The organism is Rufibacter ruber (assembly GCF_014138425.1).
GTDB classification, from domain to species: Bacteria; Bacteroidota; Bacteroidia; order Cytophagales; family Hymenobacteraceae; genus Nibribacter; species Nibribacter ruber_C.
Genome location: NZ_JACJIQ010000024.1, coordinates 30,567 through 44,597 on the forward strand (window position 1 = coordinate 30,567; position 14,031 = coordinate 44,597).

12 protein-coding genes are annotated in these 14,031 nt (G+C 47.1%); 9 read left to right on the forward strand and 3 right to left on the reverse strand.

Going from position 1 to position 14,031, the window contains the following annotated elements; genetic code table 11:
• Positions 1–134: 134 nt before the first annotated feature.
• On the forward strand, positions 135–770 hold the full coding sequence (locus tag FHS90_RS20540) for a carbonic anhydrase (RefSeq protein ID WP_182514399.1): 636 nt from the start codon (positions 135–137) through the stop codon (positions 768–770).
• A gap of 809 nt (positions 771–1,579) precedes the next feature.
• Here FHS90_RS20540 and FHS90_RS20545 read toward each other — a convergent pair.
• Positions 1,580–2,071 (reverse strand): c-type cytochrome, encoded by a 492-nt coding sequence (locus tag FHS90_RS20545; protein ID WP_182514400.1) that lies wholly within the window; start codon positions 2,069–2,071, stop codon positions 1,580–1,582.
• Between the two features lie 543 nt (positions 2,072–2,614).
• Positions 2,615–4,402 (reverse strand): translation elongation factor 4, encoded by a 1,788-nt coding sequence (gene lepA, locus FHS90_RS20550; RefSeq protein ID WP_182514401.1) that lies wholly within the window; start codon positions 4,400–4,402, stop codon positions 2,615–2,617.
• A gap of 229 nt (positions 4,403–4,631) precedes the next feature.
• Between lepA and dgt the strand changes: the two genes are divergently transcribed.
• The 8 genes from dgt to FHS90_RS20590 all read left to right on the forward strand — a co-directional run bounded on the left by dgt (position 4,632) and on the right by FHS90_RS20590 (position 11,592).
• Positions 4,632–5,999, forward strand: coding sequence for a dGTP triphosphohydrolase (gene dgt, locus FHS90_RS20555; RefSeq protein WP_182514402.1), 1,368 nt, complete (start codon positions 4,632–4,634; stop codon positions 5,997–5,999).
• Between the two features lie 10 nt (positions 6,000–6,009).
• Positions 6,010–6,786, forward strand: coding sequence for a nucleotidyltransferase family protein (locus tag FHS90_RS20560; protein WP_182514403.1), 777 nt, complete (start codon positions 6,010–6,012; stop codon positions 6,784–6,786).
• Between the two features lie 151 nt (positions 6,787–6,937).
• Entirely contained in the window at positions 6,938–7,489 is a 552-nt protein-coding gene (locus FHS90_RS20565) for a dihydrofolate reductase family protein (protein ID WP_182514404.1), read from the forward strand.
• Between the two features lie 137 nt (positions 7,490–7,626).
• Complete coding sequence (locus FHS90_RS20570; protein ID WP_182514405.1) at positions 7,627–8,064, forward strand: VOC family protein; 438 nt, start codon at positions 7,627–7,629, stop codon at positions 8,062–8,064.
• A gap of 170 nt (positions 8,065–8,234) precedes the next feature.
• Positions 8,235–8,582: a nuclear transport factor 2 family protein gene (locus FHS90_RS20575; RefSeq protein ID WP_182514406.1), complete on the forward strand. Its 348-nt coding sequence runs from the start codon at positions 8,235–8,237 to the stop codon at positions 8,580–8,582.
• Positions 8,583–8,762: 180 nt separating this feature from the next.
• Positions 8,763–9,491 (forward strand): hypothetical protein, encoded by a 729-nt coding sequence (locus FHS90_RS20580; protein WP_182514407.1) that lies wholly within the window; start codon positions 8,763–8,765, stop codon positions 9,489–9,491.
• A 105-nt stretch (positions 9,492–9,596) separates the two neighbouring features.
• Positions 9,597–10,226 carry a class I SAM-dependent methyltransferase gene (locus tag FHS90_RS20585; RefSeq protein WP_182514408.1) on the forward strand — a complete coding sequence of 210 codons (630 nt, stop codon included), beginning with the start codon at positions 9,597–9,599 and terminating at the stop codon, positions 10,224–10,226.
• Positions 10,227–10,749: 523 nt separating this feature from the next.
• Positions 10,750–11,592 carry a Cof-type HAD-IIB family hydrolase gene (locus tag FHS90_RS20590; RefSeq protein WP_066831969.1) on the forward strand — a complete coding sequence of 281 codons (843 nt, stop codon included), beginning with the start codon at positions 10,750–10,752 and terminating at the stop codon, positions 11,590–11,592.
• Positions 11,593–11,662: 70 nt separating this feature from the next.
• Here the strand turns inward: FHS90_RS20590 and FHS90_RS20595 are convergent, their stop codons facing one another.
• Positions 11,663–13,789: a family 10 glycosylhydrolase gene (locus FHS90_RS20595; RefSeq protein WP_182514409.1), complete on the reverse strand. Its 2,127-nt coding sequence runs from the start codon at positions 13,787–13,789 to the stop codon at positions 11,663–11,665.
• Positions 13,790–14,031 lie beyond the last annotated feature (242 nt).

Below are 14,031 nucleotides of genomic sequence, written 5' to 3' on the forward strand. Positions count from 1 at the left end.
CTACGCCGAAACTGGTTTCCGGCTGTTAAAACGAAAGGAACTTAAACCCAACTTTTCTTTTTTTTCAGCCCTGGCTCATCATTCTGTTAGCCTATCCCGTATTTTTACCGCAGTACCTCCAACTAACTCCCGCTATGACCAGCTACGAAGACATCTTTGAGAATAACCGCCAATGGATTGCCCAGAAAACCAGCTCCAACGCAGATTTTTTCAAGCACCTGGCCCAGGACCAGAACCCCGATTACCTGTACATTGGCTGCTCAGACAGCCGCGTGACCGCTGAGGAATTGATGGGCCTGGGGCCCGGCGAGGTGTTTGTACACCGCAACGTGGCTAACCTGGTAAACAACGTGGACCTGAACGTGATGGCTGTGCTGAACTACGCCATCCGGCACCTCAAGGTGAAGCACATCATTGTCTGCGGCCATTACAACTGCGGCGGCGTGAAAGCGGCCATGCAACCCAAGGATCTGGGAATTCTCAACCCCTGGCTGCGCAACATACGCGACGTGTACCGCCACCACAAAGCCGAGCTGGACGCCATTGCCGGGGACACCGAGCGGTTCAACCGGTTGGTGGAGCTGAACGTGCTGGAACAGTGCACCAACATCATCAAAACCGCCGCCCTGCAGCTGAGTTACCAGGAAACCGGATTCCCCCAGGTACATGGCTGGGTCTTTGACATCCATACCGGCAACATTATTGACCTCAACATCAACTTTGAGCAGATCCTGCAGGAGATTAGAGCCATTTATGATCTGACCAGCTGATAGGATTGTTGATTGCTAGTTGTTGATTGATACTTGTTGTTCATTTATCTGCTAGTCTTCCTTCTTTGTCCTTCTGAAAGAAACTTTTGGGCGAACGGTAACCACGCTTATGCAATGTACTCTCCTGCCAGTTTGAGCGCCGCGGAAACTTGTGGGTAGCCTTCAAGCAAGTTTACCAACCTGCGATGCTCCTTTACCCGGCCACGTACGTTGGTAAACTTTCGCCACGTTTCGTGTCAAGCCGAAGAATTGAAGCAGGAGGTTGCGTTTTTGAGCTGTTTTCTGGAAAGCAGGCCAAAAACGGGTGACTGTGTTTAATAAGTCACGGAAGTAACTTCCGCGCCATAGTTGAGCCATAGGGGGTTAATTGTGGTTTAGCAATTAAGAATTGACAATTAGTAATTACTCCTGAGCCTCACAACCCTACCTCATTCTTGTCATCTTAGAAAGACCTTGTGGGCGAACGGCAAAAGCAGTTATGTATATTCTTTTCTAGTTCGCCCACAAGATCCTTTCAGGATGACAAACTATTATGAAAGTGTATTTAGACAAACTCCGTTTTCGGCCTGTTTTCTGGCAATACTTCGGACAATTTTAAAAGGCAAAAAGAGGCTTTAGAGGCTATAAATGGGGTTTAAGTAATTAAATGGCAGTTAGGTATTTCCCAAAATGGAGAAAAAACATTGGATGCTAAACCTGTACATGCCCTCAAACGCTACAAACGCACTTTTTCTACTCATCTAAACTGTCCGAAGTATTGCTGGAAAACAGGCCGAAAACGGAGTTTCAAGTATAGCAATTAATTATCCTTAATCCGTTTCAACTGCAGGCACGTCCCTCGGCTGGGAATTGATATAATCAAACAAGGAATCTAATTCAGCCCTGGAAAAGGCGAAGGCTGGCATTTGCGTTTTGGCATACTCCTCGAAAATAGCTACTGCTGCAGAGTCTTTTTCTTCTATCATTTTAGAAGAATTCAGAACGAAGGAATACACCCATTCTTTAGAATGCCGTTTCATAACGCCAGCTAATGCCGGGCCTACTACAACTTCAGTAAAACCGTGGCATTGAATACAGTTATTTAGAAATAATGCCTTCCCGGTTTCGTTCTGCAAATCTTCTCCTGTTAATAAAGCAAAGTCTTCATCTATAGTTCCACAATAGAAGACCTCTTCCTCCTGCCCTAGCAACGCATCTTTGTTTGTCACCAACTGATACGCCAACGCCCCCACCACCACCGTAAGCAGAAACACTGCGGTATTCAGCAGCCAGGCAGCAGCTTTTAGCTTTTTCTGGAACATAGGCAGAGCAGGTTGAAACAGTATTAAATATAACGAGAACGGATTAATAGTGATCAAACCTCATTACTATTGAAGCTGTTTAGAGTTTTGATAGAAAGGCATTTGGTTAAGATTCTAGTTTCTGTTTTCGGCCTGTTTTTTGAAAAATAAGCCGAAAACAGAAACTACAGGCTGGTGAAAAACCTTACCCGGCAGCCTTTGCCTGCCGGTTTCTAAAACTCTAAACAGCTTCATTATTGTCATCTTGGAAAGATCTTGTGGGTGCACGGTAGTAGCTTTAATTAAAAGCCGTTCTAGCTTGCCCACGAGATCCTTTCAGGATGACAAAATGGGAAGGAAAATCGAGGGCACGCACTCGTTCCGTTTTTGGCCTGATGTCTGGAAAATAGGTCGAAAACGAAATAAATCATTTTCGTTCTGATATTCATTGTAGGGGCAATCCCTGATGGTCACCCTTATACATTCATAATTGCATTTGGGCAACCACCAGGGATTGCCCCTACTAAAGAAAAAACCCGATGCTTTCACATCGGGTTTTGTAAATCAATCTAGTTTCAAAACGGCTAAGAAGGCTTCCTGCGGAATTTCCACGTTGCCTACCTGGCGCATGCGTTTCTTTCCTTTCTTCTGCTTCTCCAGGAGCTTCCGTTTACGGGAAATGTCACCGCCGTAGCATTTGGCCAATACGTTCTTGCGGAGGGCTTTCACGGTCTCGCGGGCAATGATTTTCTGCCCGATGGCGGCCTGAATGGCAATCTCAAACATCTGGCGCGGCAGCAGCTCCCGCAATTTCTCACAGAGGCGCTTCCCCCAGTCATAGGCTTTGTCACGGTGCACAATGGCAGAGAGCGCATCTACTTTCTCTCCGTTGAGCATGATGTCCAGCTTCACCATGTGCGACTCCCGGAACCCAATCAATTCATAATCCAGGGAGGCGTAGCCGCGGCTGATGGTTTTGAGTTTATCAAAGAAGTCAAACACGATTTCGGCCAGCGGCATCTCAAAAATCAGCTCCACGCGGTCTGACGTAAGGAAGTTCTGGGCCTTCAGAATACCGCGCTTGTCCATACAGAGCGAGATGATGGGGCCAATGAATTCGGCCTTGGAGATGATCTGCGCTTTGATAAACGGCTCTTCAATGTGGTCAATGAAGTTAGGTTCCGGCATTTCTGACGGGGCGCTTACCGCTACCTCGCCGTCTTTGGTGGTGAACGCCTTAAACTGCACGCTGGGTACGGTGGTGATCACGGTCATGTCAAACTCGCGCTCCAGGCGCTCCTGCACAATCTCCATGTGCAGCATGCCCAGGAACCCGCAACGGAACCCGAACCCAAGGGCCGCCGAAGTTTCCGGTTCCCATACCAATGATGCGTCATTGAGCTGCAGCTTCTCCATGGAAGAGCGCAGTTCCTCGTACTCAGTGGTTTCAACGGGGTAAATACCGGCGAATACCATGGGCTTCACTTCCTCGAAGCCTTGAATCTGGATGGTATCTGGGTTAGCGGCGTGGGTGATGGTATCCCCTACTTTTACTTCTTTGGCGTTTTTGATGCCCGAAATCAGGTAGCCCACGTTGCCCGCGGCCATGACCTGCTTGGGTTCCTGGTTCAGTTTGAGCACGCCAATCTCATCGGCCTCGTACTGTTTGCCGGTGGCGATGAATTTTACTTTGTCGCCTTTGCGCAAAGTGCCGTTCATGATCCGGAAGTACACCTCAATGCCGCGGTACGAGTTGAACACCGAGTCAAAAATCAACGCCTGCAACGGGGCCTCCGGGTCGCCTTTGGGGGCCGGAATACGCTCGCAGATGGCGGCTAGAATCTCTTCAATGCCAATACCGGCTTTGCCCGAGGCATGGATAATGTCTTCCTTGTCGCAGCCAATAAGGTCAATAATCTGGTCGCTCACCTCTTCGGGCATGGCGTGCGGCAGGTCAATCTTGTTCAGCACCGGCACAATCTCCAGGTCGTTGCCAATGGCCAGGTACAGGTTAGAGATGGTCTGCGCCTCAATGCCCTGGCTGGAGTCTACAATGAGCAACGCGCCCTCGCAGGCGGCAATAGACCGCGACACCTCATAGCTGAAGTCTACGTGGCCGGGCGTGTCAATGAGGTTGAGAATATAGTCTTCGCCCTTATAATGGTAGTTCATCTGGATGGCGTGGCTCTTGATGGTGATGCCCCGCTCCCGCTCCAGGTCCATGTTATCTAACAGCTGGTTCTGCATTTCCCGCTCGGTCACCGAGGAAGTAAACTCCAACAGACGGTCTGCTAGGGTACTTTTGCCGTGGTCAATATGCGCAATGATGCAAAAATTGCGGATGTTCTTCATAGGAATCGGTTACAATCTCCAAAGATACAAAGAAAAGTGCGGCGGTGGAACGGGTTGGTCGTGGGTGAAGAGACTTTTTCTGGCGTTTTGTCATAAACTAACACTAAAAGTTCACTTACACATCAATATGCATCTCTTTTATTTGAGAAAAAATAAAATAAAAACTATATTTACAGACATTTTTTTAATAAACAAAACAATAAAAAAAGTTTATAGTAATTACATTTATATGAATCATAAGGAAAAATGGAAACTAATCCTAGAAGAAAAAAGGTTTAGGACAAAATCAAACACAATCAATTCAGATGGTAGAAACCCTTTCGAAAATGATTATGGTCGGTTAATTTCTAGTGCTCCAATTAGAAGATTACAAGATAAAACGCAAGTATTCCCACTTGAACAAAGTGATTTTATACGTACACGTTTAACACATTCACTTGAAGTATCATATATTGGAAGTTCAATCGGGCAAAGTATTGAGAAAATACTTTTGGATAAAGGCGATTTAGATCAAAACCTAAAAGGGTATTTAAGCTCTCTCCTTAGGGTTGCTGGACTTGTACATGATTTAGGTAATCCTCCATTTGGTCATTTTGGCGAAGAAGCAGTTAAAAAATTTTTCAAGGATTATTTTAAAGAAAATAAAGCAACAAGTCTTGATAATTTAGAAAAAGCTGATTTCGAAAATTTCGATGGAAATGTTCAAACACTAAGAATACTCTCTAAATTATATTATTTTGGTGATGAATACGGCTACAACTTAACTTATTCAAGTCTTGCTTCAATTGTCAAATACCCAACAAATTCTTTAGACGGGAACAAAAAACCTACAACTGAAATAGCAAAAAAGAAATTTGGTTATTTCGTTACTGAAACAGAAACTTACAAATCCATAAATGACTATTTAAAATTAAGAAATAATAGACATCCAGTTGTATATCTATTAGAAGCAGCAGATGATATAGCATATAGTGCTGCCGATATAGAAGACGGAATAAAATTAGGTATAATAAACTTTGAAGATATATTAAGTATCTTTAAAAATAACCTTGAAAACAACAAAGAAATAACAGTTAATCATTTACTCGATTTAAGAGAAAGGTTTCCAAAAGCTCATGATTCTGAAACATTAATAATACAAAAATTCAGAATATTTACTCAACAATTAATGATTGATGGAATTGTTGAGGCTTTTAGGGAAAATTATGAAGAAATAATGAGTGGCTCATTACAGAATGAGTTAATTGACATTTCTTCAGCTAAAGACATTAGAAAAGCTTACAAAAAGCTTCAATACATAGTTTTTGATGATAAAAAAATTCTAAAAAAAGAGATTGCAGGATGGGAAGCTATTTATGGATTATTAAAGATATTCACAAATGCGGCTAAAAGTAGCAATTTTGGAAACACAGGAAACAATCCAGAGGCTAGATTATACAAGATAATTTCTTCGAGCTACAGAAAAGTCTATGAGAATATTGAAAAATACCCTAGTTCAGAATACAAAAAGTTACAACTAATAGTTGATTTTATTAGCGGCATGACTGACACATACGCAATAGGGCTTTATCAAGAATTGAAAGGAATAAAAATTTAGCCATAATATCTTGTTAACCAACGATGATAATTTAAAGGATTTATTCAGAAAACGTTTTTATCAAACGCTTTCTGAATATCCTTTATTTAAATTATTAATGTATGATATTTTTACAGATGGAACCGCATACATTGTTGGTGGGTATTTTAGAGACACTATCAAAGGTTTACATTCTAGAGATATAGACATAATTGTCGATATCAATCATAAATTACTTTTAGAAAAAATAAGTACTTTACAAATCCCCCATTCAATCAATCGGCACAACGGCATAAAACTTGATTTAGCAACAATCAAAATAGACATATGGAGCATTGAAAACAATTGGGCATTTAAAGAGAACTTAGTTAAACTGAATTCAGATGACAAAATAAAGTGCATTGCTGAAGGTTGCTTTTACAACTATGATGCTCTTGTTATCAACTTGAATTCATTTAATTATAACATAAGATACTATAAAGAATTTGAAAAAAAACAAGAATTAAGGATTTTGAGAAAATCCTCACTGTATAGAAATCTCAACCCCACTATTGAAGCAAATATACTTCGAGCATTTTATCTTAGAAAAAAATTCAATATCTCATACACTAATAACACAAAAGAGTACTTAATTAAGAGAGTTGGATATTTAAATGACAACCACAACAATAGCATACAAAGACTGGTAGAAATCAAGACAAAGTACCAGAAATACAACGAATTTCTATCAAGAAGAGACATATTGCTTTACATAAATGAATTATATTACTCATCAAATGATAATGAACAGCTATTCTTTAAATTTTAAAAAGATATTTATTTTTTATATATCCTCTTACATTTTATATAAACTATAAAATCATACAAAATACCAACACTCTATCACTTTAATTACATGCATTCAATTAATTACATATACTCTCAATAATATAGGAGATTAATAAGATAAACACACCCCCATGAGAAAATTAATCGCCGCCATCAACATGACCTTAGACGGGGTGTTTGACCATACTGCCGTGGACCCAGATGCAGAGATTCACCAGCATTACGCAAACCTGTTGAAAGACGCAGACACCATTCTGTACGGCCGCATCACTTACCACCTCATGGAATATTGGCGAACCGTGGCTGCAAACCCCACCGGCAACCCCGCCACTGATGAGTTTGCGGTGACCATGGAGGTCATTCCCAAAATTGTCTTTTCCCGCACCCTGCCCCAGCTAGATTGGGCAAGCGCCACCCTGGCCCGCCGGGACCTGAAAGAGGAAGTGCTGGCGCTGAAACAGCAACCCGGCGGCAACATTCTGGTGGGCAGCCGAAGCTTAATGATGCAGCTGCTGCCACTGGGGTTACTAGATGAATTCCAGCTGTGCATTCACCCGGTCATTGCCGGAGGCGGGAGGCCCTTGTTTGAAAACATCCAGGACAGAATACTTTTTACCCACACCCATACTAAAGAATTTGCAGGGGGCGCCGTTCTGCACACATATAGAGTTGGAACAGAATAGAGCACAACCGCAGCACCTGATTAAATTGCTACTTCATAAGTAAAATCAGGCCATGTGAGCGGCTTTAATTTTCAATTACCTGCACAGGTTCATACAGGAGAACTAGATAATTTAGAAATTTTAGAAATATAACCGTCATGGCTCAAATCAATCCGCACATCAACTTCAACGGAAACGCCGAAGAAGCTTTCACTTTTTACAGATCCGTTTTTGGAGGAGAATTTACAAAGATAATTCGCCTCAAAGATCTATCTGGCCCCGAGTTCTCAGTAGCCGAAAATGATGCCCAAAAGATCATGCATATTGCGTTGCCAGTTGGTGAGAACGTATTTATAGGCAATGATATTCCAGAAGGCATGGGACCCGTAAATGAAACGGAAAACAGGTCTAAGATTTCTATTAGCGCAGAAAGCCGTGCCGAAGCTGACCAGTTATTCAACGGCCTTTCTGAAGGCGGAACCATTGAAGTGCCCATGTGTGACAGTCCGTGGGGTTCTTATTTTGGAATGTTCCGGGACAAATTCGGAATTGAATGGATAGTAGATTTTGCCCCATCAGATAACAGGCAAGAATAACATCAAAAGTTAAAGGCTGTACTCCAGTGGTACGGTAGCAGGGTTTAGGTCTATGAACACCCAGCCCTTGTGTTCTTCAAAAAGGCTCCTTCTTCCCTGCCCCGTTACATGCTCCCAGTGGTTCCAGAACATGAAGTATTTACGTAACCAACACTCATTAGAAGCACACCATGCCAGATAACACAGTCATTTTAGAAAAGGCAAACGCAGCGATCACGGCAGGCGATTATGAGGGGTTTCTGTCTTTCTGCACCGAAGACACCCTCTGGACATTTGTAGGCGACAAGACGCTGCAAGGAAAAGAAGCCGTTCGGCAATGGATGGCCACCGCTTATCTGGAGCCGCCCACGTTCATGGTAGAGAATTTAATTGCCGGTGGTGAGTTTGTGACGGCCCTTGGCAAGATCTGGCTGGAAGGAGAAGACGGACAACTGACCGACTACTCCTACTGTGACGTTTGGCGGTTCAGGGAGGGCAAGATGGCTGAGTTGAAAGCTTTCGTCATTAAAACAGCCTAAAAACGTACCCGCCACGGGCCACCCCAACGTGGGAATCATCTTCTCCCTATTATTCCACCCGTAGTCACTTTGCCTTTCCCTATGAGAGGACTCTTTTATATTTTAGTCTGCGCCACCCTCTTCACCTGCAGGAGCCCAGACTCACATGCGTTTAAAGAGGTTCCCTGTTCAGAGAGGGTTATGCCAGAATTTGACGGTGAAATTGTCTCTATTGTTGATCCTCAAACCGGGAAAGCAGTCAGAGACACATTGGTGGAGAAAATACCCAAAGCCCGCACTATTTTCAAGCCCTGCAGACAGTACATTTACCAGGCCATCTATAAAGATAAAGCCGGACAGCTTATCTCTGAGGGGAAGGTATGGATGATGGCCACCGGGCAACGGTGGGAGTGGCAGCCGAGCAAGCAGGATGAGGTGGCCCTACAGTTTGAAATTCCTGACGAGGAAGCCTCTCTCACCAAGCACTACCCCAACAAAGGGTTGGCGGCGCAGAGCCAGTTCATAACAGAAGCCACTACCGGCATCATAGAAAATGCGGAGGAGGTCTGGATGCATCCGTTCAGGTCCAACCAATACCATTTCACAGAAGTAGCCGCTTTCCCGGCCGTCAGGCTCCCATTAGAACCTGGCCAAACCTGGACAGATTACCTGAACATTGGCCAAGGGTGGGGAGATTGGGAGAATACAACCGTACACAGCCTCTACAAAGTGGCAGAAAGGGGAAACCTGAAAACCAGGTACAAAGAATTATCAGACTGCTGGAAAATTGAGACCACCTCTACCGCCCCGTTTGGCAACTCAGTACACAATTTCTGGTTTCATGGCACGTATGGCTTCGTGAAAATGGAGTACGTGAACTACCAAGGCCAGACGCTCTCCTTTGAGCTAGCAGAGGTTTTGGAGAAATAGTAGCCGCAAGCAGGTATCCTGCGTCTCTGCCACGGCCAAAGGCTGATCCGGTAATTGGCAAACCTCAGCCTTCAAGCAGGAAACGAACGAAAGAGACAGAATCATATGACAGAGTTTTGGGAGTCAAGCTTTCAGGATAAACAAACCATGTGGGGCTTTGAGCCGGCAGAAGCTGCCGTTTCTACCGCTACCTTTTTTCAGTCTCAGGGGTTGAAGAATATCTTGATTCCGGGGTATGGGTACGGTAGGAATGCAAAAGTTTTCACAGACCGGGGCTTTGCCGTTACCGGTATAGAAATATCAGAAACAGCCATTGGTATTGCCAAAAGACACTACGGAGACAGTATACACGTGTATCACGGCAGCGTCACCGACATGCCTTTTGACCACCAGACCTATGACGGTATTTTTTGCCACGCCCTGATCCATTTACTGGATGTAACCCAACGCCGTAAGCTACTACAAGACTGCTACCGCCAGCTAAGGCCAGACGGGTACATGGTGTTTGTGGCCATCTCCAAAAACACCCCCACCTTTGGGGAAGGCGTGGAGATAAGCAAAGACAGGTTTGAAACCAGGCATGGCGTGCAGCTATTCTACTATGATGCGGCTTCGGTAGAGAAAGAATTTGGCAGCTATGGGCTGATAGAGGCAGTAGAGATAGATGAACCGGCCACACCTACCGGTGGAAAACCTTCCCAGAAGTTCTGGCAGATTACCTGTAGAAAAAAGTAGGGAGCACGGCCAGCCTTTACAAATGATTGCGCGGTGAGAATCTGCCAGAACTGAGAACTAAGCACCTTTCAACGTTCAGTAGCCGGCACTTTTATCTGTATGACGCTGCCCCCACTCCTTTAGTAGACTATCCTGTTTCATAGCAGCTTTTTTAGGGTCTTTTCCCTTTCTTTGGGTATAAATCATGACAGACCCTGGCATGGCGCACGCGTACGTTTGTGCCTGCGTTTTAGGGCTACTTTCCCAAAAACAGCCCGGAAACAGAAACTTGCCACCCCTAAGAGAACAAGCAGACGCCTGTGCCTTTCCCTGACCATAAATACGCTTACCAGCTTCATATTGAATTGCCCTGGCCCGAACCCATTATTCTATTTGGGGCCTGCTCCTCTTCAAAACCTCTACTTTGAAATGAAGGAGGCCAGAGGTGGTGTACTCCCTCCAGATATAGTTTCTGTTTTTGGCCTGTTTTCCTGAAAACAGCTCCAAAACACAAGTTCTGTTGGTAATTCCCTACCTTTGGCGCATGAACATTCGTGCCATTTGTACAGACATTGACGGTACACTGCTGAACCGTGACCGGGAACTGTCTTCCAGAACAATTTCGGCCGTAAAGGCCTTAGACAACAAGATTCCGTTTATCCTGGCCTCCAGCCGCATGCCCAGCGCCATGCGGCACCTCCAGGAAGAGTTGGGCATTCTGAACCAGCCCATGATCTGTTTCAACGGCGGGTACGTCCTGCTGTTTGAAGACGGGAGCACTGCCCAACCCATCGTACTGGACACGGTGCAGATCCCAGCCGGCATCTGCCAGACTATCTTTGAGCTTTCTAAAGGAACAGACATTCACGTGAGCCTGTACGTGAACGATGAGTGGCACGCGCCGCAGCAAGACCAGTGGACGGAGCGCGAGATCAGGAACACCAAGGTCACCCCCACCATCTCTAAACTGGAAGAGATCCTGGCCAGCTGGAAATCTGCCGAGAGCGGGGCGCACAAAGTCATGTGCATGGGCTCAGAGGAACCCATTGCGCAAATGGCCGGTGCGCTGGAGAAACAGTTCTCTGACCAGATTCACGTGTACCGCTCAAAAAGCACCTACCTGGAGATTGCCCCGCGCTCCATCTCCAAAGCCACCGCACTGGAGTTGCTCTTGAAAGACCGCTTTGACATTGAAATGACAGAGGTCATGGCGTTTGGGGATAATTACAATGACATTGATATGCTGCAGGCGGTAGGCCTGGGGGTAGCCGTTGGCAACGCCCGCCAGGAAGTGAAGGCTGCCGCCAGCGAGGTGACCCTGCCCAGCATAGAAGACGGCGTAGCCCTGGCCATTGAGAAGTACCTGCTTTCTAAGCAGAAGGCTTAACCGGGCTTTCTGTTTTGGGGCTGTTTTTCTGAAAACAGCCCCAAAACAGAAAACTTCTTTTTACTTTCCGTTACGGCAGCATCACCCGCTGGGTAAGCTGCTCCTCCCCTATCTTCACCACCAGCAGATACAGCCCCGCCTTAATCCTTTTCCGCTTTATCTGCACTAGCTGTCTGCCCGCCGCAACTTTCTTCCTGAAGGGCTTTGACACCAGTTTGCCGTCTAAAGACAGCAGTTCGGCCTTCACCACTTCTTTCCTGTTCAATGTAACCTCCATCACCAAGGGGCCGCCCGCCAGGGTGGGAAAAACTTTCAGGCGTTCCTCTTTGGGGGCCGTCACGGTTTGTTGGGGAGCCTGGCTCACAGAGACTTTGTAAGATGGAGACCAGTTGCCCCAAGCGTTGCCCTGCTTTGACCGTACCCTGAAATAGTAGGAGGCACCGGCAGAAAGGTTGGCAAACGACCTGGCCGTGACAGAGTCTGGCACCTCTGTCTGCTCCTCCAGTAGCACCAGAAACTCTGGATCACGGCTCCATTGAAAATGAAAGGCTTCGGCGGGCTGGGTAGCTTCCCACTTAAATTGAAACGCCGGGCTTGCCGTAAACACCTCCCGCTGGAGCGGCTCCACCAGCACTGGCACGGGGTCAGGCAGCGGCTGAGGCGCCACCGCCACTACGGGCGCCTCAGCCGTCTCCAGGCGGGAGATCAGGTTACTCCAGGAGCTTTCCAGATTAGACGGGCCCACCTCTGTGACCAACCAATAGGGGCCGCCCTGCTCAAACTGGGGGGCGGGCACCTCCAACGCCTCACCCGTGGTCACCGCCAGCAGGCTCCCGTCTGGCAGCGCCGCCATGGGCTCCGGATACTCCCCTAACTGATACACGGCGTACCGTTTAAAAGCCTCCCTGTTCTCTTCACTGCGCTGCCAGCTGAGGGTATAGCTGTGGGTGCTGTCATTCTTAGAGAAAGAGAGAAAAGCGGGGGCCGCCGGACTTTGTCCTTTCTTCCAGGGCAATGCCGGGGGCAGGGCCGGCAACCGGAAGGCGCTGTCTTTCAGCGTGGGGAAGAGCGTCCCGTCTGCTTGAATCACGTCAGAAACCCTGAACAACACACTGCCCATGGAGTTGCGGTTCCGGTTCTCCCTGTTAATCTTGATCTGGTTAGGCAGCTCCTGCCGGGTAAACCCCAGGCGGCCGGGATAGTGCCCGGCATATAAATGCCGGCCATGGGCCGAAGTCTGGTCTGCCCACCACTCCAAAAGCTTCTGGTAATCCTGCTTTCCGCCAATTGGCCAGTACAGTTGAGGGGTCAGGTAGTCTACGTAGCCTTTCTCCAGCCAGGCAAGGGCATCTGCGCCTATCACATTGTAGGCATCCATGCCGGTGGTGCCCACGGGGGTGCCGTTTTTCCATAACCCGAAGGGGCTGATCCCAAACCGCGCAGCGGGCCGGGTTGCCTGCAGCCGCTCCTGCACCAGCCGGATGGTTTCTGTCACATTGAACCGCCGCCAGTCTTTCACGGTGGGAAACCCCTTCCCAAACTGGGCAAAAGTCTGGGCGTCCTCCCGGCTGATCCCCAGAAAAGGCCCTTCAGCGTAGGGATAAAAATAGTCGTCAAAATGAACCCCGTCTACAGCATAATTGGCGGCTACTTCCTGTATGACCCCGGCCACGTATTCCCGCACGGCCGGTATTCCGGGGTTCAGGATGCGCTTACCGTTGGCGAACGAGAGCACCCACTCCGGCTTCAGCACTGTAATATGGGTGGGGGCGTATTTCTTGTCAGGGAAAGAGGCGGCATTCACCCTGAACGGGTTAAACCAGGCATGCAGTTCCAGCCCCCGTGCGTGCGCCTCTTCAATGGCAAACGCCAGAGGGTCATAGCCGGGGTCTTTGCCCATATACCCCGTGAGGTACCGCGACCAGGGTTCTTGCCGGGACCTGTAAAAAGCATCGCCTTCTGTGCGCACCTGGAAAAAGACCGCGTTCAGGTTGGCTTCTTTGACCTTGTCAAAAATCTGCCGCAGGTGGTTCTTCTGGCTTTCAGCCGAGGCGCCTTGCACGGGCCAGTCCAGATTGCTCACCGTAGCCACCCAGACACCCCTGAACTCGCGGGTAGGCAATGCCTGCGAGAAACCGGTGAAGGCAAGAACCAGATGGGCAAAAATTAGTAAGGTAAGACGAACAAAATACTTCACAAGAACAGATCAACCGGTGACAGAAAAGTAATTCAGGTACGGGGGAGGCCATGAATTACTTGAAAATGAGGCGTAAAGATACGCACCCCTCCCTGCTTTCCAATTGCGGCGGGCAGAATATCCTGTTAAAGTTTCTCGTGTTCTGTACCTTGGGCAAGGAAAACAGGCGCCACAAAGCCAACAGGTACCAGCGGTAACCTAAGCCCGACATGGTACACCACTCTTGTTGGCCCCGCTCCGTA